Genomic DNA, 24908 nt, shown 5'->3' on the forward strand with positions numbered 1-24908 from the left:
TCACTGTATCTAAGTGTATTACATTCTGCTGGGACGCAGCTCACGACTGCAAGCGCTAGAATTTTTGCAATGATGCAATCCAAAGGCAACATGATGACAATTACGTTCCAAACTTATATTGGCGATGAGCCGAATTCACTCCCCCCCCTACCGTGCTCAAGTCAAACCCAGCTTTCGTTAAATACGCCCGTCGGCAATACCACTGATGATCAAGGTCGTGTTTGGCTGGCAGATACTGCAAACAATCGAGTGCTGGTTTTTGATCCAACAATGACCTCTTTACTAGCGCGCTTTGGTGAAGTTGGCGATGGCCCCCAACAATTCAACATGCCGTTTCGTTTATTGTCCCACCCAGAAAAACCTTGGATATATGTGAGTGACATCGCCAATACTCGTGTTCATATTCTTGAGTACGACGCTGCTCTGAACATACGTTCAATTGCGCAGTTTGGTCATGAGTCTCCGGTGTCGTTAAAAGGTCCAAACGGGCTAGCCTTTTTTTCTGGCGAACTGTGTGTTGCTGATGAGTTTTATGAAGGTGATGGTGGTGCAAGCCGCCTAGTCATTTTTAGCGAAACAGGGGATTTTCTTCGCGAAATCCATCATGTTGTCGATGGTGACCAAACTCATCATTTTCTGTGGCCTCAAGGTATGAGTCAAGACAATAACGGCCACCTGTATATTGCGAACACAGGGTTTGCAAACATTGTTCGCTGCGATTGGCATGGTCAAGGTGTTCCTTTTGCCGATGGAAGCGCCACGATAGAGCAACTGGAACTTGCTCGCGGTGTTTCTGTGATTAATGAAAGAATATTGATCCCCGGAGGCGCAGAAAACGCGATTACGATTTACGACTTGGACGGTCATTATCAGGGGGCAATGATTGGCTTTTTTTCGCCGGTACAAATCAGCGCAAAACATGGTTCCAATCAATTGTTGATTACCGAACCATTTTTAGCCTCACTCCAATGGCACGAATTGGATGTTACATCCGTTCGCGATGGACAAAACACCACAAGCACACTGATTTCTCAAGTTGGTGAAGGTCGCAATCAACCGGGTCAATTTCATTTCGTTACTGCCACCACGGGCAATTGGAGTCGAGAAGTTAATACGTTACATCAATGGACTCGCCCTGCTTTGCATCCTATTAATAATTGGCTGGAGCAACAGACGCGTTGGCAAGAAAATTGGCTCAATGCGGTTAACCCAATAGATAATTCTTGGGTCAGCTTAACCATGACAACCCAACTCGAGTGGCTGCAACGCTGGCAATCGACCTGGTTACGTATTGTTTTTGGCGGCGGTATTAATCAGCCTAATGAGCTGCTTTGGATTGTCGACTCGGGTAATTTTCAGTTGCAAGCCAGTGAACACCCAGGAGCCCAGTCGGCACAACCCGCAAGTTTACCTCTTTTGCCCGGCTCATTAGGTGTAACGCTTTATCATCCGAGTTCACCACTTCCGGGTCAGCTTGACCCGGCGACACCCATGCTAATAGTGAGCAATTTTCTTACGGGGATCGTCACCTTGTTTCAATATGATCCCTATATAAAAGAGCTTATCCCTTACACCGCATTCGGTGGACTTGGTAAGAAAGCAAAGCAATTTCATCAGCCTCAAGGGTTAGCTATTGACCCGTTAAGTAACGATATTTTACTTGCGGATTCAGGAAATAATCGCATCTCTCGTTGGCGAATTACGCCACTAGGGCAGGCAAAATTTATCAGTACGTTTGGTCACAAAGGCGAAGGTGACGGCGCATTTTTTACACCAACAGATATTGCTATCGATGCGCTAGGCCGACGATTCATTGCCGACCAAAAAAATGATCGTATTGAAATTTATGATGCGCAAGATCGCTGGATAGGTCGATTCGGTCAATATGGCTATGGGACTAAAAACAGTAATTTTTTATTACCGACCAGCATTGAATACGATAACGGCTTTCTCTTTATTTCAGACTTAGTCAATCGCGCTATCAAAGTATTTACTCCCGATGGCAATTTTGTAGAAAGCTTTTCTGGTTTTGGTGCAGACAGTCGCAAAGGCCAATTGTGGATGCCCTACTTAATGCATGTTAAAGATGGTGTTATCTATCTTCCTGACTGCACTTTAAATCGAATTAATGTATATCAATTTTCACCGACGCCAACGAGCCAAACTATCGTCAGCAGTAGTGACAATTTTGCATAAGAGAGCGTCATTAATTAGGAGGAACAATGAGTCATATTTTGCAGCAAGCACGGCAAAAACGACATCAGCAATCGGGTTGCGATATTTGCAAAAAAGCCCAACAAGCCAGTGAGGCAATGTTGAGCCAATTTGAAACTGTCGCAAAGCGTTGTTTTGACAGTCAGGATCACGCCAATAAGCGTGAGCATCTCAAAGCGCTTCACCTTACTCATCAAGAGTTTTGTCAAAGTAAAGCCATCAAAACACCGCACAGCTTATAGTACGAAACGTAACGACCTTTCACTTTGGTGAAAGGTCGAGCGATACTAACCTAGCGCTGGCAGTAAGCCACCTGAAATCATCAGTTGAGTAACAACAATCGCCATGCCCATCATGGATACAATCACTAGTGACGCATGACCACCAGCAACTCGATAGCGCTCATCGACTCGCTCATCATCACGTCGTACTCGAATCACCATCGCAACAGGTAAAAAAATGGCCAAAATGGCTAATGCTATTGCAGCGTAACCCAATGCAAGGATAAAACCTTGAGGAAAATACAACGCAAACAGTAATGGTGGAACAAAGGTGATAAACGTAACGACCGGAACGCGATTTAGAACACGAGTTTGTTTTGCAGAATCACCAACAAATTCAAACAAACCCAGGCTCACGCCTAGAAATGACGTAATTAATGCGAGATCGGCAAAGATACCAACTAACTGTGCGAGTCCATTTGTCTGTGTTGCGACGCCAAGCTGAGCGATGAGTGCTCCTAGTCCCGTTTGTGTGATCAACGTTTGTTGACTGACAACGCCCAAGGTCACTATTTGCCAAAATAGATAAATGACAAGTGGAATCGCTGAGCCTATTACAACAGCTTTCTTTAGCGCGGGAGTATCGCCTTCAAGGTAACGCACAATAGCAGGAATGCTGCCATGAAAACCAAACGAGGTGAAAATCACCGGCAAAGCGGCCACGACCAGACCTTGTCCAAGTGGCATATTAAGCAAATACTGCCCTGTAACATTTGGCGCAAGAAAAAACAGCACCAACGCCATTGCCAATAGTTTTAACGTAAACAGGACGCGATTCACTTTATCAACGGTTGCCGTGCCAACTGCAACGACGGTTGCAACAATCAACGTAAAGAGAGTGTTGGCAGCTTGAGGCGTTAACTGCCAATCAAACCACTGCTCAAGTCGTACCGCAAATTGCGCGCCACCACCGGCAATGTACGCAGCACACAATGCATAGAACAGAAAACACATAGCGAAACTGGCAATCCAACGCCCTTTTGTTCCCAAAATCTGCTCGCTAAGCGTATGAAGCGTGGCGTCACTCGCCGCGTACTGGTGCAGTTCAACCATCAGAAGCGCGGTAAACGCCATCACTGCCCAGAGGATTACCATCATCATGAGTGAAACGGAAAAACCGATGCCCGCCGATGCCAATGGCAACGCAAGCATACCTGCACCTATGGTGGTGCCCGCAATAATTAAGGTGCTACCCAAAAGTTTAGATTGGCTCATATGTATATAATTCTTTACTGAAAACAAGATACGTCAATATCACGATATGATTATCAGGACAATTCGTGCGCAATTACGCGACTGCTAAACGTAAACCGCTTAGATTGACGAATTTTTGCTTATTTTATGTCTAAACACAAGTCCATTGTAAGAATAAATATCCACCCGTAAAAATTAATGTACACAATCGTACTGCCCGTAACACTGTCAGTTATCGTAGACATATAGTCAAACACCTTGGAGTTGCAGGTAGGCGGCAAACGTGGAGCTTCAAGTGGGACAGGTATACGCCAGTCAGAGGAATGTCTCTCCTTTAATAATCCGCTCATTCCTTCAGGCTTAGCGACTTTCACATCACTAAGCTTAAAAAAAATCAAAAGGAGTATGTTTGGATGAGATCAGCGCTAGTAGTGGAAGGTGGTGCAATGCGTGGCGTGTTTGCAAGCGGCGTTCTTGATGCGTTTATTAACGCAAACTATTACCCCTATGATCTCGCGATAGGCGTCTCCGCCGGCGCGCCTAATTTAGTGGGGTATCTTGCACGGCAAGCAGAGCGTAGCTACAAGGTGATTTTAGAATTGGCCACTGACAAGCGTTTCTATAGCCCACAACGCTTTTTACGTGGCGGGGATTTGATTGATGTGAAATGGTTGATCACTGAAGCGCAACAACGTTACCCCCTTGATACAACTCATCTATTCAATTCAATCCCGATGCTTGCGGTCACGACAAACATTGATACCGGGGATGCCGATTACTACCAAGTTAATGAGCAAAATTTAGCCAACGTGCTTGAAGCGTCATGCGCGCTACCGATTGCTTATCGCCATACACCAACGTTTTCTGGGGGCAGTTACACTGATGGTGGTGTTGCAGATTCAATTCCAGTGAAAGAGGCATATCGGCGTGGTGCACGAGACATTACCGTGGTGCTTTCTCACCCGCTCAATTATCAAATGCCAGAATATCGTCATCACTGGCTAACCAATACATTGCTAGCAAGACAACCACGCGTCGCACAAGCAATGCGTTCTCGAGCCAAGCGCTACAACGACGCTATCGCCTTTATTAACCAGCCCCCTGCCGACACTACGATGCGGGTCATCGCGCCACCAGTGGGCTTTCATGTCAGAAGGTTAACGATGAATCCAGAGCGCTTACAGCATGGATATCAGATTGGCCGAGATGCAGGGGCAACTCACCTCGACCACATGACTTATTCTGAGCGCTGACCAAGCTTGACGTTGCCTTTGCTATCAAACCACAAGGCTTGACGACGGCGACGTGCCAGTAAAAATGGGCCATCATCATAGAATAAAAAATTCTTCCAGTGCTTGCGGAAAATACCCCATTTGGTTTCGAGAATGTTGTATTTTTCGTAGCAAAAATAGACTGTTACATCATCTTGCCAGTCAATGTGCGCTGAAATTTCAGCGGGAAGTTCACTGTCGTCCGACTCCCAAGCCTTCATCCAATTGACTACTTCAAGCCAATTGCTCGCTTTCATCGGCCAATCTTGGCTGCTCAACCGCTCTGCATCAGGGCTTTGTGCGCTGATATTATCTTTCCAAAATTGCGCCGCACGCGCCGGTGCCATCGGTTTTATCTGCGCTCTATCTTCTTCAGATAGTGGCATCGACGCATGAGTAAAAATCCATTTTCTTTGGTATTCATCCAAAGTGAGGTACGACATTCAAATTCCTTACTATAGTTTTCGTAAGCTGACGAAGCACGTTATAACGTTTGGTTCATTTTCCAGTTTGAGTTCACTAGCGAGACCAAAACATGATCTTGCCAATGACCATCAATCAATAAATAGTCTTTCGCCAACCCCTCTTGAACAAAGCCTAATGCTTTAAGCACATTTTCGCTACGCGCATTCTTTGGCATATACGCAGCTTGAATACGATGCATATTTTGCACCTCAAACATATATTGGCATGCCATAAGGAGGGCTTGGCGCATAATGCCACGCCCTTGCGCTGTTTGTGCTAAAGAGTAACCCACAGTACACGCATATAACGGATAACGGGTTAAATTGCTGAATGAAATGGTGCCGAGCATCGATTGGTCGCGCGCATCAATAATCAGCAAATAGTACCCAAGACCCAGCTTGTGCAATTCGTGTAATTTAACCAATTTTTTTTGCCAGCCAAACGGCGTAAAAAAATCAGCTTCTCGAGTTGGCTCCCATGGTTTGAGGTACTCACGATTGTCGCTGAAATAAGTACTGATGAGCGTTGCGTCATCAGGCTCTGCGGCGCGAACCACCACCTGCTCTCGCTCTAAATAAATACCGCTATAAAATGTCATCTTAACTAATCGTTTTTACGAATATCATATTCACGCAGCTTGTTGGCAATCGATGTGTGAGAAACATCCAATCGCTTCGCAAGTTTTCGACTTGATGGAAACGATTGAAACAGCCGCTCGAGCACCATAGCTTCGTATGATTTCATAATTTCATCCAATGTCCCATCGAGGTTCACGGTCGCATTTTGCTCTTTTCCTGCCTGCAACTGATTTAAATGGAACGCCGCAATCGTGAGCGTGTCACCATCGAGCTCTGTTAGCGCTCTTAATACCATGTTATCCAATTGGCGCATATTGCCAGGCCAGTGATAGCCACCCAGGGCTTCAATCAAATTCGTTTCGAGATGCGGTTTGCGCATGCCAAGTTGTTGGCAATGCTTGGTCACAAACAGATCCAACAACGGGCCGATGTCATTAGGTCGTTGTCGTAGCGGCGGTATGAGCAAGGTTAAGACATTAAGCCGATAGAACAGATCTTCGCGAAAACTGCCCACCTCAGCCAACTGAGCCAGACTGTGGCGCGTAGAGGCGATAATACGCACATCCACTTGCACTTCATGCTCTTCGCCCACACGACGAAATTGACCATCTTGTAGCAATCGCAACAGTTTTACTTGCAAATGCGCGCTCATCTCACCGATTTCGTCAAGAAACACGGTGCCGCCGTTGGCTTGTTCAAAAATACCTTTGGAACCTTGCTGATGATTAAAACTGCCCGGTGCATGACCAAACAGCTCGGTTTCGGCCACATCATCCGGCATTGAAGCGCAGCTCAATACCAAAAAGGGCTTTTCTGCTCGGTGAGAGCGCTGGTGACAGGCTCGCGCCAACATCTCTTTACCGGTGCCCGTTTCGCCTTCAATCAGCAAAGGCTTATCAAGCACCGCCAATTTTTTTGCTTGAGTCATAAGCGCTTTATGGCGATTAGAGAGCCCAACAAAGTGCTCAAAACCCAACTCGTTCATCTCAGGTAATGGTTGAAAGCTAGGGTGAGTTTGGGTGCTTTTTATCGTTACCACCGTGCTGGCAAGCGTCGACTCTTTTGCGTCATCTTGAATATAAACCGGCGTCCACTCGACTTGATAGTCAAGGCCATCAATCACCACCTGTTCATGTTGGCGCAATGTTTCGCCATTACTCCATGCCGAAAATTTCACTGCCGGCATTAAGGCACTGATAGGCATGCCCAGCAGTTCACTTTCTGTTTTTGCAAACAGCGATTGAGCGGCAAAATTGGCCATATCAATCGCGCCTTTGGTGTCGATGGATAGCACGGGATCAGAAAGTTGATTGACTAAAGAGACGAGCTCCGTGTTATGGCGCTCGATAGGCATAAACTGAATTTTACGCACGTCTTTGACACCCGGAATACGACGAATTTCCGCCATGAGTTCCCGAAAGGTGTCAAAGTCAATGTCGGGGCAGTTGAGATAGATAATCCCAATAACGTCGATTTCTATACCACGTAAGTCAATATTTCTAGACGCTAAAATATCTAGTAACTCACGAGTAAGACCTAGGCGGTCTTCGCAAAACACTTCAAGTCGCACGGAGAGTCCCTGTCGGTTTACTGTCACGAAAAGTTGACAGTAGTTTCACTCAAGGTGGTCCAATCGTCAAGAAAAGCCCGTTCAACAGAGCGTGTCTGACTATTGTTTCGCCGTTAATGAAAGAACTTTATTAAGCAGTACCTTGCGAATACTGCTTAATTTGATGGCCTTTCCTTCTTGCCAAGGTAACGGGCGTAAAAGTGATATGGCCTTAATGCCTAACCGGGCGGTGAGCAGGCCAACCCCAATTCCTTGCCCTACTCGCGCCGACATGCGCCCAGCCAAGTCGACTGACATGAGATCAACACTTGCGTCTATCGCCACTTCACTTGCCCCCGCAGCCGCCATATTAATCAACACCAATTTAAAAAGTCGTAGCCGCGACCAATAGCCAAGCTCCATACCATAAACGGTGGCAATCGAGTTAATCATCTGCAAATTGCGCGACGCAACCAACAACATATCCGCAGCTGCCAGCGGGCTGACGGCAATCAGTGCGGCAGACTCCGTCGCGTGTTTGGTGACGATTTTCGTTGCCAATTTATCTTGCTGCGCTACCACCATAGCGTCATACATTTCCAACACTTCCGCATCACTGTGCGCGTCATTCAACGCCTGTGCCCAGCGTTTCAGCCCCGTGTTGTTCTCATGGATATGGCTTTGTTTCGCCAGATGCGCACAAAATTCACGCCCCTTGCCAACAGAGTCACTCTCAATAACAGCTTGAGCTTGCGTTTGCATATCTAATCGGCCGCGTAACGCCCTCAGTTTCCACAACTCACGTCCAAGCGCTGCGATCCCTAAGCCTGCAAGGGTGGCAGAAAAACCAACCCAGCCTATTTGTAACCAATCCCCATTTTGCAGCGCTTGCCATGCGGTATCGAGAGTTTGCCACCCAACTAAAGCGGTAAAACCGACCAACAATCCCCCGCCCCAGTAGCGTCGTGTTTTCGCCGGACGAATAATATGCGCAAGCTCTAACTCGTCACTTTGACTCTCTTGCTCAGGCTCTGGTAATGGCTTAGGGACAAATTTTTCTTGGTTTGAAAACTGTTGCGCCTCGTTGAGTAAATCTTGCGTGCCGACTTTGGACTCATCAACGAGCGGATCGCGAAACACTTGCTTTGGTTTAAATTCACTCATGCCAATTTATCTCCAATTAAATACTCAAGCGCTTTATCAACCCGAATATGATTTAACGGGGTGGTATCTTCTACCGCCAATGGCTGAAAAGAGACAAACTCAAAGCCGTGTTGCTGCCAATATGAGGGTTCAGGCAAGCGCTTGGGCACTTCGCCAGGAAATAATGTCAACGGCTCACCTGTGAGCGTGGTGCCTTGAATTGCTGCTTGCTGACCCGCTTTTGTCGCAATAAAGCCGGACTGCGTTGCCGTCACTGACGCCATCGACATGCAGTTCATTTCAATATTATCAAACGCCGCCGTCTGCCATGCTGGATGCACCATCTGCTGTAACAGTGACACTAAGTTTCCATGTTGATCGGGCGTGACATGGTCGGCTTTGGTCGCGGCGAACAGGACTTTGTCAATTTTGGGCGCGAACAAGCGGCTAAGAAGGCCGCTACGACCATAGCGAAAACTGCGCATGAGTTGTTCAATCGCAGACCGCATATCAAAAAACGCGTCAGCACCGATATTAAGTGGCTGTAAGCAATCAACGAGCACAATTTGTCGGTCAAATGTGGCAAAGTGATGCTTATAAAACGCTTTAACAACCTTATCTTGATACTGCTTATAACGAGCAATAAGGACGGCCAAATTACTGTTTTTGATTACTTTACGCTCAGAGTCAAAAGTAACAGGGAAGAATTGCAGGACTGGCGCTCCAGCCAACTCACCCGGCAAGACAAACCGTCCAGGCTGCACCCAATGGAGCCCTGCCGTTTTACACGCCAATAGATAATCGGTGAAGCATTGAGCAATACGCTCTAACGCAGCTTCATCAACCTCGGCGTCTAAATCAAGCTTTGCGACTGCATCTTGAAACGGCTGTGACAACTCCGCGCGTTTGCCGGTTAATAATGTCCACTGCGCAGATGACCAAGTGGCAAAGTCCATTTCTAACAGCGGCAAGTCTAATAACCACTCACCCGGATAATCAATCAGATCCAGATGGAGCGTTGCCGTTTTTCCTAACAGCTTCTTACTGGTTTTTTGTGGCTTATATTTGAGTGCAAGACGGATTTCACTCACATCACGTGTTGGCTCAGGCCATTGAGGGGGCGTAGATAACAGTTGGCTCATCGCCTCATCATAGCCAAAGCGAGGTACCATTAAGTTCGTTTGCGGCTCGCGCTTGGCACCAATCATTCTGCGTTCACGCGCCACCGATAACAGCGGAAGATTATCGTGGGTGGCGCTGTAGAGCAGTTGATTGACCAATGACGTAATAAACGCTGTTTTTCCGGCTCTGGATAATCCGGTTACCGCAATTCGCACATGCGAGTCGCGACTGCGATGGAGAAAATCTTGTACATCTTGAGCGATATTTTTCATTCGCAATCTCTGTCAATTTTTATGGTCTCAATGTAGCGGATTGCGGTGCTTGTGACTAGCGCAGGATCGATTTGCCTAAAATCATGCACAACTTATAGTAAGCAACATTGTTTTTTAAGAAGGATTCGCCTAATTTGCGAAACCCAAGTTGACGATAAAACCTGCTGTTTGTCTTTTGAGAGTCACACCACAGTAACGTCACGGCTTTAAATTTAAGTTCCGTCGCAACATAATTAAACAGCGCTTTTGCAACGCCGCGCGATTGAAAGTCAGGATGGGTTGCCATATAACGCAAACGCGCCTGGTCATCTTCAACAAACACCGAAGCAATACCAATAAGCCTATCGTCTAAAAACGCGCCAAAATGCACCGAATTCTCATCACCATCGATATGGCAATCCGTTTCATTCTGTTCTGGTTCTAACACTTGATGGCGCAGTGCTAATGTATGCTGCCACGCAATTTCGCCGACTTCCACTTGGTGAGTGAGTTCCTGCATAAACCACCTCTTCTATCAATTTTGATGAAAAAATTATAAAAGAAAGTGCTTATGCTTATTGGGTCATATTTAAGACTGCGATTATTGATTCCATTTCCATTGATTTGAAACAAAAAAACGCACCGTTTTCGGTGCGCTTTTCTCGATTATGTGACGCATTGCGTAATAACTTACGCCTGTTCCATTTCCTGAATTTTTACTTTCCAGGTATCTGGGCCAATTTGATGCGCGTTCGCCCCAAGTGAATCTACCGCAACCGTCACTGGCATGTCTTCGACGTCAAACTCATAAATGGCTTCCATTCCTAAGTCTTCAAATGCTACGACACGGGCTTTCTTAATTGCTTTTGCAACAAGATATGCCGCACCACCTACAGCCATCAGATACACTGATTTGTGGTTCTTAATTGACTCAACGGTTGCCGGCCCACGTTCCGCCTTGCCAATCATGCCCATAATGCCGGTTTGCTCTAGCATCATATCGGTGAATTTATCCATTCGTGTTGACGTCGTCGGTCCCGCAGGCCCAACCACTTCGTCACCCACAGCATCAACCGGACCAACGTAGTAAATAAATTTGCCCGTTAAATCGACGCCTTCTGGTAAACCTTCGCCATTTTGCAGCATGGTCTGAATACGCTTATGCGCAGCGTCGCGGCCAGTTAGGATCTTGCCCGTTAGAAGCACGGTCTCACCAGTACGCCACTGCTCCACTTCTTCTTTGGTGATGGTATCAAGATTAACACGACGAGTATTTTCGCCCGCTTCCCATGTAATATTTGGCCAATCTTCCAATTTAGGTGGGGTTAACTCCGCAGGTCCCGAACCGTCTAGGGTAAAGTGGACATGACGGGTCGCGGCACAATTGGGGATCATACACACAGGTTTAGACGCTGCATGGGTGGGGGCCGTTTTGATTTTGACATCCACCACGGTTGTCATGCCGCCCAACCCTTGCGCACCAATGCCAAGTCGGTTAACGCGATTAAAGATATCAAGACGCAGCGCCTCTTCCGCATTTTCGGGACCGCGATCAATCAGCTCTTGAATGTCGATATGCTCCATTAGCGACTCTTTCGCAAGCACGGCGGCTTTTTCAGCGGTTCCACCAATCCCAATACCCAACATTCCAGGTGGACACCATCCTGCGCCCATAAGCGGTACGGTTTTCTCTACCCATTCCGCAATATCGTCCGATGGATTTAACATCACCATTTTGGTTTTGTTTTCTGAGCCACCACCTTTCGCTGCGATTTGGATCTCAACCTTGTCGCCCGGCACCATGTTGATATGCACAACAGCGGGTGTGTTATCTTTGGTGTTAATGCGCTTACCCGCAGGATCCATCAATACCGATGCTCGAAGTGGATTGTCTGGATTGGTGTATGCTTGACGCACGCCTTCATCAACCATTTGCTGTACCGTCATCGACGTGTCGTCCCACTGTACCGCCATACCAATATTAACGAAGCAAGTCACAATACCTGTGTCTTGACAAATGGGTCGGTGCCCTTCTGCCGCCATACGTGAATTAATCAGAATTTGAGCAATGGCGTCTTTCGCCGCTTGACTCTCTTCACGGTGATACGCTTTTTCAAGCGCCTGAATGAAATCAAGAGGATGGTAGTAAGAGATATATTGCAACGCGTCAGCGACGCTGCTGATCACATCTTGGGTTCGAATTATCGTCATTGCTTGCCTCGTTATTGTTTTGCTTCCGTGAAACGCGAGCCGAATTGCAACAGACCCAACTCACCTCAAGATTCTTGGTATACTCATTCCACTTGACGCTATTTGGGTATTGCCGCACCAAAAGCACAGCTCTGTCGATGAAATTCAGCGCGTTTAATTCAATTATGATACCCTTGCTTCTTCGATGACGCCATGTAGCGTTTGAACCCTTGGTCACAAATTACTAAAAATGAACACTTTTTCCCGCGCCGCATTTTCTTTTAAAGCCCTAGACTACTCGCAAAAACTTACCTTAACCCTGTTTGCTCACGTGCAGCATTTGCCCTGGGCCAGTCTGTTACGTTCAGCCTCTGACACCCATATCGATAGCCGCTTTGATATTTTGGTCGCTAACCCGATTGCCACCATTGAAACGCGCGATAATCAAAGTCATGTTTGGGATGGCGCGGCGCGCTTTATCAGTCAAGATGACCCCTTTCAAGTGATTCATTCGCTACAAACAAAGTTGTTACCGGCATTGAATGACATCGAAAAAGAGACTTTAGGGGAGTTACAGCTTTTGCCTTTCATTGGCGGCGCGCTGGGGCTCTTTAGTTATGATCTGGGCAGACAAATTGAACGCCTACCACAATGGGCAGAGCACGATCTTCGTACCGCCGATATGGCAGTCGGACTTTATGAGTGGGCAATCGTTGCCGATCACCTTGAGCAAAAAGCGTGGATTGTCGGCCACAATATTGAGCAAGCATGGCAATGGCTCAACGCGCAAAAAGCGCCCTTGTCCGTTCCGTTTCACTTGCTAGGTGAGCCGAAACAAAAATGGCTTGCCAATATGTCACGTGAGCAATATCAGCACAAATTTGAACAAATCCAGCACTATTTACTCAGTGGTGACTGTTATCAAATCAACTTAGCACAACGCTTTTGCGCTGCGTACAATGGTGATGAGTGGCTCGCCTATCAAGCGCTTGAAGCTCATAACCAAGCGCCATTTTCGGCTTTTTTACGCACTGAAGAGAGTGCTATCTTGAGTGTCTCCCCTGAGCGATTTATTCAATTTCAACACGGCGTTATAGAGACTAAACCTATTAAAGGGACTCGACCTCGCAGTCAAGATGCCGCAACCGATAAACGTTACGCCACCGAGCTTGCACACTCAGAAAAAGATCAATCGGAAAATTTGATGATCGTTGATTTGCTGCGCAACGATATTGGTCGCGTTGCCACACCCGGCTCAGTCCATGTGCCAAAACTGTTTGAGATAGAGAGTTTTCCTGCCGTTCATCATTTGGTTAGCACGATTCGCGCTTCGCTAGACGAGCAATATCAACCGATTGATTTATTGCGAGCGGCCTTTCCCGGCGGCTCCATCACAGGCGCGCCCAAAGTACGGGCGATGGAAATCATCGAAGAATTGGAGCCACAACGACGATCTGCTTACTGTGGCAGCATTGGTTATTTGAGCCGCCACGGTAAAATGGATACGAGCATCACCATCCGCACCTTAGTGGCAGAGCAAGGGCGACTTTACGTTTGGGCCGGAGGCGCGATTGTGGCAGACAGCGACTGCGATGCAGAGTATCAAGAAACACACGACAAATTGTCTAAGATACTTCCCGTGCTTGAGAGGCTTGGTTAGTTCGTCAATGGTTATGCCCAAGTAGCATCAGAATCCAGCATATCGCAGCCACTTGGATATATATACTTAAATGACCTACGTTTGTGAGTGCCAGCCCTATCTTTGTCACGAGAAGCTTGGCACTTCAATAGAGCCATTTTCCTAGCATCAGTTCAATATCTTGCGCAGTGTATGGCTTGGTGAGAATGTCATTCATCCCGCACTCTAGACAGCGTTCGCGCTCTTCGAGGGTCGTTCCCGCAGTGAGCGCAACGATAGGCGGTTGAAACCCGTCTTGTCGTAGTGATTCCGTCGCCGTATACCCATCCATCATTGGCATGCGGCAGTCCATAAAAATCAAATCGTATTGCCCTTCATTGACAGCGGCAATCGCCTCCAAACCGTTGGAACAAATGTCATGAGCAATGCCCATTTTTTTCAACATTTGTGACACTATGATTTGATTCATTCGAATATCGTCGACTACCAAAAGCTTCAATACGCTTTGACTTGCTTTGGCTTCCTGTGATTTAAGTTGATGTGTCTGTGTTTGCTTGTCAGAGCAAGGGGCCGGAATTTGCACAATAAATTTGGTGCCAACGTCAATTTGACTGTGGCATTCAATCCGACCATCCATCAACTCAACCAAATTATGGCATATTGCGAGCCCGAGCCCTGACCCTTCATAGCTTCGTGTTGTGGTGCGATCAACTTGAATAAAGGGCTCAAAGAGTGTGGCCATTGCTTGTTGTGGAATGCCAATGCCACTGTCTTGCACGGTTAAAGTCAAACGATCGTTGTGCCACTGGCTGGTAAGGCTCACCTCACCTTGGTGCGTAAACTTAAACGCATTACCAAGCAAGTTCACTAAGATCTGCTTGATTCGTTCAACATCAGCCCATAAAAGTTTAGGGATCTCGCCTTGCCGTTCGATACGATAGTGAAGGCCTTTATCTTGCGCTTTCGCGGTAAAAATCCCTCTCATCGCACTTTCCAGTGTGACCCAGGAAAACGTTTTAGGCACAATCTCCATCAAGCCCGCATTCATTTTGCTGTAATCAAGCAAGTCATTAATGATTACTCGAAGTAGCTCACCACCATGACGCAAATTACTTAAATAGTCGTGCTGCTCGCTGGTTAATGCAGTCTTATCGAGCAATTCTGCGCTGCCTAGGACACCATTTAATGGCGTCCGCAATTCGTGATTGATCATGGCGACGAATTCACGCGTTGAACGCTCCGACTCTTCAGCTCGCTTGCGCAACTCAATTTGTCGCTCACTCAAGCGCTGGCGTGTTAGCGCACTGTTGACAAGATCAACCATCAAAGACATTTGATTGGCGATAAAATTTTGGTCAATTTCATTTGGCTGAATCGCAAACGCCCAGCCGCCAATCCACTCATTTTCGAGCAAAATTGGTAGGGTTAAAATGTGGTTATGCCAAACAGGATGAAGCGTTTGAGAAATCATATTTAGCAAAGATGCACTACCAAATTGTCGACGACGAATATTGGGGACTTTATCAGTGTCAAATGCGTCGCTATCAAATGAAAGTGCAACTTCTGCCACCACACTTGAGCCTAACAGTTTTTCCAGAAAGCGAGAGATCAAGATATCGGACAGCGATGTTGATAAAAAAGTACGGCCGAACTCAATCAACACCGTATCGACATATTCTTCAAATTCAAATTTGGCCAAGTCGGCTTCAGATTTAACTTCAAGATGCTTAAGCGCGCTGTGCAGATGTTGATTGGCTTCATAAAGCTCAAGGCTTTTCTGCTCGAGTAATTTCTCTGCTTCTTTACGGGCAGCCATTTCTCGACGTAACTTTCGCTCCAGCGGATTACTGCCAGCCATCGTCATTAATCCCCCTTCGAGCGAAAAACCACGGTAAGTGACTACATAATCGATACAGCAAATCGAACTCGGGATGCGTCATCTTGATTCGGTGTCATTTCGACATTGACCGTCTCATCGTAATGATTGGCGCACCCTTTGATAAGGCCAAAGCAGACGTGGCTCATGCAGCGGACACTGCAATAGTCAAAAATGAGGTGAGATTCGGTTTCGTCAATAAACTCAAATTTGGGGGGATTGGCGTCGGGGTAGAGTTTTTTCACTTCAACATGAATGTAGTGCTCAACGTGACGAATAAACTCTAACGTTGTGCCGCACTGCTGCAAACTCTCTTTTTGAGGTAAGGTTTCATAGAGTTTAATGAAAGCACATTCGCCAAACACCTCTTGCAACACTTCGGGTGAAATATTGGTTTCTCGGCTAAGTTGAACAATCAGCTTAACCAGCTTTTGATGATCATAACTGCCAACAGAGGTATAGATGCCCTCGTCCTCAGCCAAATCTAATACTCGATCCAACGTTTCGAGACCAAATTTTTCTTCAACCAAATCAAGAAATTCTGTGAAAATGATTCCTTTCATTACACCCTCTCAGATGATTTGTTTTTTTCGTCTCATAAGAATGGGTGATAAGTTAAGATAATTCAAATCACTATACCCTTACTACTTGAAATAGGTCGGCTATACCCTTTCCACTTGAAGCTGCAGGGTTGTTGGCTGGCTCTCACAAACCTCATCACATAGTCTATCTATGTTCACGAAGTGCTCAGAGGCTTTGTTCGTTTGCCGCCTACCTGCAATTCCAAGATGTTTGGGTATATATAACACAGGATTATTGATGATGATTTTAACCGCACAAATGCTAAAGCAGCATTTTTCATTGCAATTACCAATGGACTATCACGCAGAGGCCATTGCTCGAACTCAGCACATTAATCCAACAACACTGCGCAAAGCGGCTGTATTAATCGGTTTTGTGGAGCGTGAAAATGGCTTACACGTCCTCCTAACAACTCGAGCGAAACATTTGCGCCACCATCCAGGACAAGTGAGTTTCCCCGGTGGAAAGTTTGAATCGAGCGACCAACGGCTGAATGAAACCGCATTGAGAGAAACCGAAGAAGAGCTTGGTATCGAGCGTAGTAGTATTGAGATCTTTGGCCAATTGCCCCCTTTGCCCACTATCAGCGGCTTTCAAGTGACCCCATTTTTGGCCCAGTTTTCACCTCGTTACCAACTGAACATTGACGCCAACGAAGTGGATAACGCTTTTGAAGTACCTGCAACTTGGCTGCTTAGCCGAACAAATCTTCATACTTCTACGTTTACCATTCGTGGTCATCAACATCGCATTTTCGCGCTCAACTATCAGCATCATTTCATTTGGGGCGTTACAGCTCAAATCATTGATGCGCTGCAGCGTCAGCTCATTTCTCTATATTCCGATACCCGTTTCACTTAAAGCCTCTGAGCATAGACGAACTATGTGATGAGGTTTGTGAGAGCTAGCCCCCCCGGCAACTTCAAGTGTAAAGGGTATAAAGCGCGTTCTTCGACGCGTGTCGCTATGGTCAAATTCTATTAAAAAACCACGTCGATTCATTTTTTTGAATGAAAGACAGCAAAAAGCACCATTCCAGCCATTTGGACGCAAACGATTACCCGACACTCGCCACCTAAAAAGATTAGTTTTTCTAATCCATCAGATAAGGTTAAATCATCTGTAACACGTAAATTTCGTGAGCCAAAACGGATTTTTAAGTTATTATGCGCGCAGGATAAGAAACACCCGATTCAGATCAATTTTTTATGAAATGAATAAGGCACAATTGCCGCAAATTGAGTTCCTGTTCCCAAAATGAGTAACTAATCTATGACTACTGCAACGAAGCCGGCACATGCCGTTCAATCGACCAGCAAGTTCACTTACAAAGATTTCACATGGTGTCTGTCATTATTCGGTACAGCCGTTGGTGCTGGCGTCCTATTTTTGCCGATTAAGGCCGGCGCAGGTGGCTTTTGGCCATTAGTTATTTTAGCCTTAATTGCCGCACCAATGACCTGGTTCGCCCACAAATCTCTAGCACGTTTTGTTCTGTCTGCAAAAAATGAAAATGCCGATATTACTGATACGGTAGAAGAACATTTTGGTAAGACAGGTGCCAACCTTATTACTTTTGCCTACTTCTTTGCTATCTACCCTATCGTATTGATTTACGGTGTCGGCATCACCAACACCGTTGATTCATTCATGGTGAATCAGCTTGGAATGGAGTCAGTACCACGCTGGTTGCTCTCTGGCGCGCTTATTCTTGCAATGACGGCTGGTGTTGTCTTTGGCAAAGAATTAATGCTAAAAGCCACCTCAGCCATGGTTTACCCATTGGTTGCCATTTTGCTAGCGCTGTCTGTCTTTTTAGTCCCAGACTGGAATACGTCAATGATGCAAGTGTCACCAGACTGGAGCTCACTGCCTAGCGTTGTTTGGCTTGCTATTCCGTTGATCGTTTTCTCATTTAACCACAGCCCTGTGATCAGCCAATTCTCCAAAGAAATGCGCATTAAGCACGGTGATGCAGCAGTGAAGAAAACAGATGCGGTAACTGCAGGCGCATCACTGATGCTAATGGGCTTTGTGATGTTCTTTGTGTTCTCAGTAGTGTTGTCTCTTTCACCAGAGCAATTAGCTAACGCGAAAGCAGAAAACATCTCGGTGCTGTCTTACCTTGCTAACGTTCACGCTTCACCACTTATCTCTTATATGGGTCCTGTGGTGGCATTTGCGGCAATTACGTCTAGCTATTTTGGTCACTTCCTTGGCGCGCAAGAAGGCCTAGTAGGTCTAATAAAATCGCGCTCTAACGCATCTGTTAGTAAAATTGAAAAAGGGTCATTGGCTTTCATCGTCATCACCACTTGGATTGTTTCTATTATCAACCCAAGCATTCTTGGCATGATTGAAACCATGGGCGCGCCTATGATTGCAGCGATTCTTTTCTTGCTTCCTGTGTATGCAATGAAAAAAGTCCCAGCAATGGCAAAATACAAAACGAGCCCTGCAGTACAGCTTTTCACAGTAATCTGTGGTGTTGCCGCGATTACTTCGGTAATCTACGGCGCTTTTTAATCACGAGTGATGATTAAGACCCAACGCAATAACGCTTTTTAAGCCTCCCTCCTGTCGGGAGGCTTGTCTCTGAGGTAATCGAAATGATTAGTGTTTTTGATATCTATAAAATCGGTGTCGGCCCTTCTAGCTCGCATACTGTTGGTCCGATGAAGGCGGGTAAAGAATTTGTTGATGACCTTATGGCATCTAACATTCTTAGCAATGTCACCAAAATCACCGTCGATGTTTATGGATCATTATCACTGACAGGGAAAGGTCACCATACGGATATCGCCATCATTATGGGCTTGGCAGGGAATTTGCCTGAATCCGTCGACATTGACAGCATTGCTGGATTTATTGCTAACGTTGAAGCGACCGAACGTCTCTCTTTGGCTCAAGAACGTCATGAAGTAGACTTTCCTCGTGACGGCGGCATGAATTTCCATCGCAGTAACCTCTCGTTACATGAAAATGGCATGCAAATTCACGCATGGGCTGGCGATGATGTCATTTATTCAAAAACTTATTACTCGATTGGTGGCGGTTTTATCGTTGACGAAGAAAACTTCGGTAAAAGCAGCGAAAGCGCAGTCAAAGTCCCATACGACTATACCTCAGCAGAAGAGCTTATTTCTCTTTGCCACGAAACAGGCTTATCAATCAGTGCGCTGGTGATGCAAAATGAACGCGCCTTGCTCGCCGAAGCCGATATTCGCAGCAAATACGCTGCAATTTGGCAAGCAATGAGCGAGTGTATGGAGCGCGGTATGAGCACCGAGGGGATTTTGCCGGGTCCACTGCGCGTGCCACGACGCGCAGCCGCATTGCGTCAGCAGCTGTTGACACAAGAAAAGATCACGAATGATCCTATGTCTGTCGTTGACTGGGTTAATATGTTTGCCTTTGCGGTCAATGAGGAAAACGCAGCGGGTGGCCGTGTTGTTACCGCGCCAACCAACGGTGCTTGTGGCATTATTCCTGCGGTATTAGCGTACTACGATAAGTTTATCCAAACGGTGACGGAAAAAGACTATATTCGTTACTTTGCCGCTTCAGGTGCCATTGGTGCACTTTATAAACGCAATGCGTCTATTTCGGGTGCCGAAGTGGGTTGTCAAGGCGAAGTCGGTGTTGCGTGCTCTATGGCAGCTGCGGGACTTGCGGAGTTGATGGGCGGTAGCGCGGAACAAGTCTGCATGGCGGCTGAAATTGCGATGGAACATAACCTAGGCCTGACGTGCGATCCTGTTGCTGGGCAAGTTCAAGTTCCTTGCATCGAACGCAATGGCATTGCTGCAGTAAAAGCGATCAATTCAACACGCATGGCAATGCGCCGCTCTTCGGCCCCTCGAGTGTCGCTTGATAAAGTGATTGAGACGATGCTTGAGACTGGAAAAGACATGAACGCGAAATATCGTGAAACATCGCAAGGCGGTTTGGCAATTAAAGTTATTTGTTAATTCGCTTTAAAATGATTACTCTAATGCGGCTTTATTGCCGCATTTTTTTTACCTTATTTAGCGATCTATACCCAAACAACTTGAAGATGCAGGTAGGCGACCAGCGAACAAAGCCTCTGAACATAGGTAGGCTATGTGATGAGGTTTGTGAGAGCCAGCCCTTTAATTTTTTTAAAGAAAAGCGCTGCAACTTCAAGTGGAAAGGGTATATGTTGACCATCAAACCTCTCAAACTGCACGACTTTACTGCCCTTCTTGAATTGAAAGTACCGGCTTCTCGACTCTCTTTTGTTCTACCGTTTGAACAAGCTTACGCCACGCGCACCAAAAACGATATATTCTACACCTTACGTGACAATCGCACCGTCGTCGGTTTTTTCATTATCGATAGCGCGTTTGCCCATTCCGTCACCTACGCTCTGCGCAATGAGCTCGGTCTACGCAATCTTTTCATTGGCGCTGAATTTCAAGATAAAAACTACGAACAGCAAGCTATTGATCGCTTGCGGCTATACGCTTTTGCCATCAACCCCAACTGCAGTTCAATTTGCACCACGTTACGCGCTAATGACCATTTAGGCACACAACTCATTCGCTCGTGTGGTTTTAATGACACGGGGGATAAATTTTATGGCGACAATGGAAAAGAGTTGATTTTTCGCTGCTTGCTTTAACTGACTAACATTAAAAGCAATCAACGCGCCACCACGAGGTGACACGTGATTCAAACGATGATGAGATGAATGCGTTACGCTTCACCTCGATAGACACAACCTGCGGTGCAAGTCTCTTTAATTTCTACTTTACTTAATAGCGGTAACGCAGGTTTTAGCTCATGCCAAATCCAATGCGCAAGCACTTCACTGGTGGGGTTCTCTAAGCCAGGAATGTCATTGAGATAATAGTGGTCAAGGCGATCGTAGATAGGTTTAAACGCCGCTTTAATTTCTGCGAAATCAACCACCCACCCGGTATGTGGATCAACCTCTCCTTCAACATAAAGACGAACCAAAAAAGAGTGCCCATGCAAACGGCCACATTTATGGCCTTCAGGAACATGAGGCAAATGGTGTGCAGCCTCAAACATAAACTCTTTGTATAATTCGGTTTTCATATTTTTACTCAAGGGTTACAAAAAAGACGCCTCATGGTAAGAAATCTTCACACGACACTCAAGCGCTTGGTCAATTGAATGGAGGTGATACTAAGTAACTGAGTAATTTGTGTGCTTTTCTCACCGTAGAGCGACAATAACGCTTGATGCGATTGAATTGACAGGTAATATGTGGGCTAGATTACGAAAATCGTATCCAGTGTTGAGTGCATATATGACATACCTTGTCTGTCTGCCTTTGCTCTTCACTGCATTTATACTCTAACGGAGAACCTATTTAACATGACTTACGCGCCTGTAAAAGACGTATTCAGCGGTAAGCTACCAGTCGACAGTGAAGTGACTGTTCGTGGCTGGGTCCGCTCACGTCGTGATTCCAAAGCTGGAATTTCATTCCTTGCCATCTATGACGGCTCTTGTTTCGACCCGATTCAGGCCGTGGTCCCAAATAATCTCAATAATTATAATGATGAAGTGCTAAAGCTGACCACAGGCTGTTCGGTCGAAGTAACTGGCACCGTCGTCGCCTCGCCTGGTGCGGGCCAAGCCTTTGAACTTGCAGCAACAGCGGTGAAAGTTGTTGGTTGGGTTGAAGACGCTGACACCTACCCTATGGCGAAGACACGCCACTCAATCGAGTATCTTCGTGAAGTTGCTCACCTTCGCCCTCGTACTAATGTTATTGGCGCGGTCGCTCGTGTACGCAACTGCTTGGCACAGGCCATTCATCGTTTCTATCACGAACAAGGCTACTACTGGGTTTCTGCGCCACTGATCACGGCATCGGATGCTGAAGGCGCTGGCGAAATGTTCCGCGTATCGACACTCGATATGGAAAACCTACCGCGCACTGATGCTGGTAAGGTTGACTACAACGAAGATTTCTTTGGTAAAGAGACGTTTCTTACTGTTTCAGGTCAGCTAAATGCCGAAGCTTACGCGTGCGCACTTAGCAAAGTGTACACTTTTGGCCCAACTTTCCGCGCAGAAAACTCAAACACCAGTCGCCACCTTGCCGAATTTTGGATGGTGGAGCCTGAAGTTGCCTTTGCAGAACTCAACGACGTAGCAAAACTGGCAGAAGACATGCTTAAGTATGTATTTAAGGCCGTTTTAGAAGAGCGTCGTGATGATCTAGAGTTCTTTGCACAGCGCATCGATAAAGAAGCAATTACTCGCCTTGAGCAATTCGTATCGTCAGACTTTGCTCAGGTAGATTACACCGATGCGATTCAAATTCTACTCGATTCAGGCCGTGAGTTTGAATTCCCTGTAGAATGGGGCATCGACATGTCTTCTGAGCACGAGCGCTACCTAGCCGAACAGCACTTCAAAGCTCCGGTTATTGTGAAAAACTACCCGAAAGACATCAAAGCGTTCTACATGCGTATGAACGACGATGGTAAAACAGTTGCGGCGATGGACGTACTGGCTCCTGGAATCGGGGAAATCATAGGTGGCTCTCAACGTGAAGAGCGTCTCGATATTCTCGATGCGCGCATGCGTGAAATGGGCATTGATCCTGAACACATGAACTGGTATCGCGATCTTCGTCGTTACGGCACTGTGCCACACGCAGGTTTTGGCCTGGGCTTTGAGCGTTTGGTCTCCTACGTTACTGGTATGGGTAATGTTCGTGATGTGATCCCATTCCCACGCACACCACGCTCAGCAAACTTCTAAAACAGTTATCCAATGTTTTTAATCGCCCTTGCTCAGGAATATTGAGCAAGGGCGTTTTTTTTCATTCTATCAGTGGCACTTTCTTCAACATTACATAGAGTTATTAATAAGAGGTTTGATTGGAGTCTCCACATGAGCGCATTCTGGCGACAACGGCAACTGTGTCACCAACCGATTTCTAATTTAGTGCAATGTGTTTTTTATACATTGTGGGCGAATGCGCGTATTCGCTCTCCCCTACTTGTGTTGCTTCTCGGTTCGTTGCTTGTTCACCACTCCGCACTTGCCACTCAAACTGACATTCGTTTGGCAACCACAACATCAACTTATCACAGTGGCTTGCTCGATTACTTACTGCCTATTTTCGAAATGGAAACAGGATATAAAGTGCGCATTATTGCAGCGGGAACAGGAAAAGCGCTCAAAATGGGTGAAAATGGCGATGTCGACTTGGTCATAACGCACGCCCCAAAAGCAGAGCAGCAGTTTGTTTTGGCCGGTTTTGGTATGTTACCTCGCGCATTAATGTATAACGATTTTGTCATCGTCGGCCCGCGTGACGACCCTGCTTCTATTGCGGACCTCGACACCACATCAGCCGCTTTGAGTGCCATTGCGAGCAATAATGCTCTGTTTGTTTCGCGAGGTGATGATTCGGGTACCCATAAAAAAGAACGCTCGCTTTGGCAATTATCTCGTATCTCGCCCACTTTTTCTCATTACCGTTCGGTTGGCCAAGGTATGGGACCGACATTAAACATGGCCTCTGAGCTGCAAGGTTATACATTGACCGATCGTGGCACGTGGCTTGCTTACCGCAATAAACTGGCACTGACACTGCTCCATGAAGGCGATGAAGCGCTCTTTAATCCATATCAAGTGATTCTTATCAGTAATCAGCGTTACCCTGATATCAACTTTACCGGCGCGAAAGCCCTCAGTGATTGGTTGGTTTCTCAACAAGCGCAAGCACTAATTAACCAGTTTCAACTCAACGGAGATCAACTTTTTGTCGCCAGCGCCCAGGCAAATAGCGCAGAAAACAACGATGTTGATACTAACAGCCTGCAAGCGCAATGACCTCACTATGGCAAACGACTCAAGATGCACTCACGCTATTGACTGATTTTGATCCGGCGCTTTGGAATATCGTCATGGTGTCGTTCAGCGTGTCATTAAGCGCCATTTTGGTTGTCACCATACCTGCGGTGCTCATCTCTTTTACCTTGGCCTATCGGGAATTTCCTGGCAAATGGGTACTGCTCACGATGATCAATACATTGCAAGCCGTACCTACGGTCGTCATTGGCCTTTTACTGTACATGCTGCTCTCTCGAGCAGGCCCATTGGGTGATTGGCAGCTACTCTTTACTCAGCGAGCAATGATGGTTGGGCAAATATTGATCTGTTTTCCTGTACTGGTCTCTATGATGCACGGCGCGCTGCAATCAAGCGATCGACGCGCGTATGAGACCGCGGTAACGCTGGGTGCATCACGACTTCGTTTGGCACTGACCATGATTTGGGAAACGCGTTTTCCATTAATCGCAGCGGTAATTGCCGGGTTTTCGCGCATTGTCACTGAGGTTGGCTGTTCGATGATGGTCGGGGGCAACATTATGGGATTGACTCGTAACATTCCTACCGCAATCTCAATGCAAACCTCCAAAGGTGCGTTTGCTCAAGGGGTCGCATTAGGCATCGTGCTCCTCGTACTGGCACTGAGCCTGAATTTTTTTCTGTCTGCTTTGCGCGGCCGAGGCTACCTGCGCAACTGACTATAAT

General features: G+C 46.6%; 22 protein-coding genes. 11 read left to right on the forward strand and 11 right to left on the reverse strand.

Annotation, left to right across the window (positions count from 1 at the left end; genetic code table 11):
- The first annotated feature begins 69 nt into the window (after positions 1–69).
- Positions 70–2196 carry an NHL repeat-containing protein gene (locus HGP28_RS06865; protein ID WP_246225613.1) on the forward strand — a complete coding sequence of 709 codons (2127 nt, stop codon included), beginning with the start codon at positions 70–72 and terminating at the stop codon, positions 2194–2196.
- A 26-nt stretch (positions 2197–2222) separates the two neighbouring features.
- The gene (locus HGP28_RS06870) at positions 2223–2456 is read left to right on the forward strand and encodes a hypothetical protein (protein ID WP_168835709.1); all 234 of its coding nucleotides are present in this window, start codon (positions 2223–2225) and stop codon (positions 2454–2456) included.
- A gap of 45 nt (positions 2457–2501) precedes the next feature.
- On the opposite strand, the gene HGP28_RS06875 is transcribed toward HGP28_RS06870, so the two are convergent.
- Positions 2502–3710, reverse strand: coding sequence for an aromatic amino acid transport family protein (locus HGP28_RS06875; RefSeq protein ID WP_168835710.1), 1209 nt, complete (start codon positions 3708–3710; stop codon positions 2502–2504).
- 392 nt (positions 3711–4102) lie between these two features.
- Here HGP28_RS06875 and HGP28_RS06880 point away from each other — a divergent pair, with 392 nt between their 5' ends.
- Positions 4103–4942 (forward strand): patatin-like phospholipase family protein, encoded by an 840-nt coding sequence (locus tag HGP28_RS06880; protein WP_168835711.1) that lies wholly within the window; start codon positions 4103–4105, stop codon positions 4940–4942.
- Here the strand turns inward: HGP28_RS06880 and HGP28_RS06885 are convergent.
- From HGP28_RS06885 to HGP28_RS06915, 7 genes are all read right to left on the reverse strand, one after another.
- Positions 4927–5403, reverse strand: coding sequence for a DUF2947 domain-containing protein (locus tag HGP28_RS06885; protein WP_168835712.1), 477 nt, complete (start codon positions 5401–5403; stop codon positions 4927–4929). The two genes, HGP28_RS06880 and HGP28_RS06885, sit on opposite strands and share 16 nt — an antisense overlap.
- 41 nt (positions 5404–5444) lie before the next feature.
- Positions 5445–6023 carry a ribosomal protein S5-alanine N-acetyltransferase gene (rimJ, locus tag HGP28_RS06890; RefSeq protein ID WP_168835713.1) on the reverse strand — a complete coding sequence of 193 codons (579 nt, stop codon included), beginning with the start codon at positions 6021–6023 and terminating at the stop codon, positions 5445–5447.
- A 5-nt stretch (positions 6024–6028) separates the two neighbouring features.
- Positions 6029–7573 carry a transcriptional regulator TyrR gene (gene tyrR, locus HGP28_RS06895; RefSeq protein WP_168835714.1) on the reverse strand — a complete coding sequence of 515 codons (1545 nt, stop codon included), beginning with the start codon at positions 7571–7573 and terminating at the stop codon, positions 6029–6031.
- A gap of 99 nt (positions 7574–7672) precedes the next feature.
- Positions 7673–8716 (reverse strand): YcjF family protein, encoded by a 1044-nt coding sequence (locus tag HGP28_RS06900; protein ID WP_168835715.1) that lies wholly within the window; start codon positions 8714–8716, stop codon positions 7673–7675.
- Positions 8713–10089, reverse strand: a complete 1377-nt coding sequence (locus tag HGP28_RS06905; protein ID WP_168835716.1) for a YcjX family GTP-binding protein — start codon at positions 10087–10089, stop codon at positions 8713–8715. Before HGP28_RS06905 ends, HGP28_RS06900 begins: the two co-directional genes overlap by 4 nt.
- Before the next feature lie 55 nt (positions 10090–10144).
- Positions 10145–10588, reverse strand: coding sequence for a GNAT family N-acetyltransferase (locus HGP28_RS06910; protein WP_168835717.1), 444 nt, complete (start codon positions 10586–10588; stop codon positions 10145–10147).
- 170 nt (positions 10589–10758) lie between these two features.
- Positions 10759–12279: a fumarate hydratase gene (locus tag HGP28_RS06915; protein ID WP_168835718.1), complete on the reverse strand. Its 1521-nt coding sequence runs from the start codon at positions 12277–12279 to the stop codon at positions 10759–10761.
- 229 nt (positions 12280–12508) lie between these two features.
- Here HGP28_RS06915 and pabB point away from each other — a divergent pair, with 229 nt between their 5' ends.
- Positions 12509–13918, forward strand: coding sequence for an aminodeoxychorismate synthase component I (gene pabB / locus HGP28_RS06920; RefSeq protein WP_168835719.1), 1410 nt, complete (start codon positions 12509–12511; stop codon positions 13916–13918).
- Positions 13919–14042: 124 nt separating this feature from the next.
- On the opposite strand, the gene HGP28_RS06925 is transcribed toward pabB, so the two are convergent.
- The gene (locus HGP28_RS06925) at positions 14043–15755 is read right to left on the reverse strand and encodes an ATP-binding protein (RefSeq protein ID WP_168835786.1); all 1713 of its coding nucleotides are present in this window, start codon (positions 15753–15755) and stop codon (positions 14043–14045) included.
- 41 nt (positions 15756–15796) lie between these two features.
- The gene (locus HGP28_RS06930; RefSeq protein ID WP_168835720.1) at positions 15797–16336 is read right to left on the reverse strand and encodes a heme NO-binding domain-containing protein; all 540 of its coding nucleotides are present in this window, start codon (positions 16334–16336) and stop codon (positions 15797–15799) included.
- A gap of 259 nt (positions 16337–16595) precedes the next feature.
- On the opposite strand from HGP28_RS06930, the gene HGP28_RS06935 reads away from it, so the two are divergent.
- The 4 genes from HGP28_RS06935 (at position 16596) to HGP28_RS06950 (ending at position 21000) form a co-directional block, all read left to right on the forward strand.
- Positions 16596–17216, forward strand: coding sequence for a CoA pyrophosphatase (locus tag HGP28_RS06935; RefSeq protein ID WP_168835787.1), 621 nt, complete (start codon positions 16596–16598; stop codon positions 17214–17216).
- 411 nt (positions 17217–17627) lie between these two features.
- A complete protein-coding gene (locus HGP28_RS06940) occupies positions 17628–18881 on the forward strand; it encodes an aromatic amino acid transport family protein (protein ID WP_168835721.1) in 1254 nt (417 codons plus the stop codon).
- 83 nt (positions 18882–18964) lie between these two features.
- Positions 18965–20326, forward strand: a complete 1362-nt coding sequence (locus HGP28_RS06945; protein ID WP_168835722.1) for an L-serine ammonia-lyase — start codon at positions 18965–18967, stop codon at positions 20324–20326.
- Positions 20327–20535: 209 nt separating this feature from the next.
- Positions 20536–21000: a hypothetical protein gene (locus HGP28_RS06950; protein WP_168835723.1), complete on the forward strand. Its 465-nt coding sequence runs from the start codon at positions 20536–20538 to the stop codon at positions 20998–21000.
- Positions 21001–21074: 74 nt separating this feature from the next.
- Here the strand turns inward: HGP28_RS06950 and queD are convergent, their stop codons facing one another.
- Positions 21075–21440: a 6-carboxytetrahydropterin synthase QueD gene (gene queD, locus HGP28_RS06955; RefSeq protein WP_168835724.1), complete on the reverse strand. Its 366-nt coding sequence runs from the start codon at positions 21438–21440 to the stop codon at positions 21075–21077.
- Positions 21441–21722: 282 nt separating this feature from the next.
- Here queD and asnS point away from each other — a divergent pair, with 282 nt between their 5' ends.
- The 3 genes from asnS to HGP28_RS06970 all read left to right on the forward strand — a co-directional run bounded on the left by asnS (position 21723) and on the right by HGP28_RS06970 (position 24901).
- On the forward strand, positions 21723–23123 hold the full coding sequence (asnS, locus tag HGP28_RS06960) for an asparagine--tRNA ligase (RefSeq protein WP_168835725.1): 1401 nt from the start codon (positions 21723–21725) through the stop codon (positions 23121–23123).
- Between the two features lie 225 nt (positions 23124–23348).
- A complete protein-coding gene (locus HGP28_RS06965) occupies positions 23349–24203 on the forward strand; it encodes an ABC transporter substrate-binding protein (protein ID WP_439333842.1) in 855 nt (284 codons plus the stop codon).
- A complete protein-coding gene (locus tag HGP28_RS06970; protein ID WP_168835727.1) occupies positions 24200–24901 on the forward strand; it encodes an ABC transporter permease in 702 nt (233 codons plus the stop codon). The genes HGP28_RS06965 and HGP28_RS06970 overlap by 4 nt, the downstream gene beginning before the upstream one ends.
- The last annotated feature ends 7 nt before the right edge of the window (positions 24902–24908 follow it).

It is taken from the genome of Vibrio agarilyticus (genome assembly GCF_012641465.1).
GTDB classification, from domain to species: domain Bacteria; phylum Pseudomonadota; class Gammaproteobacteria; order Enterobacterales; family Vibrionaceae; genus Vibrio; species Vibrio agarilyticus.

What these genes read in the sequence shown, in the direction of transcription:
- HGP28_RS06865 (WP_246225613.1), top strand. Translation starts at nt 70, where the DNA reads ATGATGCAATCCAAAGGCAACATGATGACAATTACGTTCCAAACTTAT.
- HGP28_RS06870 (WP_168835709.1), top strand. Translation starts at nt 2,223, where the DNA reads ATGAGTCATATTTTGCAGCAAGCACGGCAAAAACGACATCAGCAATCG.
- HGP28_RS06875 (WP_168835710.1), bottom strand. Translation starts at nt 3,710, where the DNA reads ATGAGCCAATCTAAACTTTTGGGTAGCACCTTAATTATTGCGGGCACC.
- HGP28_RS06880 (WP_168835711.1), top strand. Translation starts at nt 4,103, where the DNA reads ATGAGATCAGCGCTAGTAGTGGAAGGTGGTGCAATGCGTGGCGTGTTT.
- HGP28_RS06885 (WP_168835712.1), bottom strand. Translation starts at nt 5,403, where the DNA reads ATGTCGTACCTCACTTTGGATGAATACCAAAGAAAATGGATTTTTACT.
- rimJ (WP_168835713.1), bottom strand. Translation starts at nt 6,023, where the DNA reads ATGACATTTTATAGCGGTATTTATTTAGAGCGAGAGCAGGTGGTGGTT.
- HGP28_RS06900 (WP_168835715.1), bottom strand. Translation starts at nt 8,716, where the DNA reads ATGAGTGAATTTAAACCAAAGCAAGTGTTTCGCGATCCGCTCGTTGAT.
- HGP28_RS06905 (WP_168835716.1), bottom strand. Translation starts at nt 10,089, where the DNA reads ATGAAAAATATCGCTCAAGATGTACAAGATTTTCTCCATCGCAGTCGC.
- HGP28_RS06910 (WP_168835717.1), bottom strand. Translation starts at nt 10,588, where the DNA reads ATGCAGGAACTCACTCACCAAGTGGAAGTCGGCGAAATTGCGTGGCAG.
- HGP28_RS06915 (WP_168835718.1), bottom strand. Translation starts at nt 12,279, where the DNA reads ATGACGATAATTCGAACCCAAGATGTGATCAGCAGCGTCGCTGACGCG.
- pabB (WP_168835719.1), top strand. Translation starts at nt 12,509, where the DNA reads ATGAACACTTTTTCCCGCGCCGCATTTTCTTTTAAAGCCCTAGACTAC.
- HGP28_RS06925 (WP_168835786.1), bottom strand. Translation starts at nt 15,755, where the DNA reads ATGGCTGGCAGTAATCCGCTGGAGCGAAAGTTACGTCGAGAAATGGCT.
- HGP28_RS06930 (WP_168835720.1), bottom strand. Translation starts at nt 16,336, where the DNA reads ATGAAAGGAATCATTTTCACAGAATTTCTTGATTTGGTTGAAGAAAAA.
- HGP28_RS06935 (WP_168835787.1), top strand. Translation starts at nt 16,596, where the DNA reads ATGATTTTAACCGCACAAATGCTAAAGCAGCATTTTTCATTGCAATTA.
- HGP28_RS06940 (WP_168835721.1), top strand. Translation starts at nt 17,628, where the DNA reads ATGACTACTGCAACGAAGCCGGCACATGCCGTTCAATCGACCAGCAAG.
- HGP28_RS06945 (WP_168835722.1), top strand. Translation starts at nt 18,965, where the DNA reads ATGATTAGTGTTTTTGATATCTATAAAATCGGTGTCGGCCCTTCTAGC.
- HGP28_RS06950 (WP_168835723.1), top strand. Translation starts at nt 20,536, where the DNA reads ATGTTGACCATCAAACCTCTCAAACTGCACGACTTTACTGCCCTTCTT.
- queD (WP_168835724.1), bottom strand. Translation starts at nt 21,440, where the DNA reads ATGAAAACCGAATTATACAAAGAGTTTATGTTTGAGGCTGCACACCAT.
- asnS (WP_168835725.1), top strand. Translation starts at nt 21,723, where the DNA reads ATGACTTACGCGCCTGTAAAAGACGTATTCAGCGGTAAGCTACCAGTC.
- HGP28_RS06970 (WP_168835727.1), top strand. Translation starts at nt 24,200, where the DNA reads ATGACCTCACTATGGCAAACGACTCAAGATGCACTCACGCTATTGACT.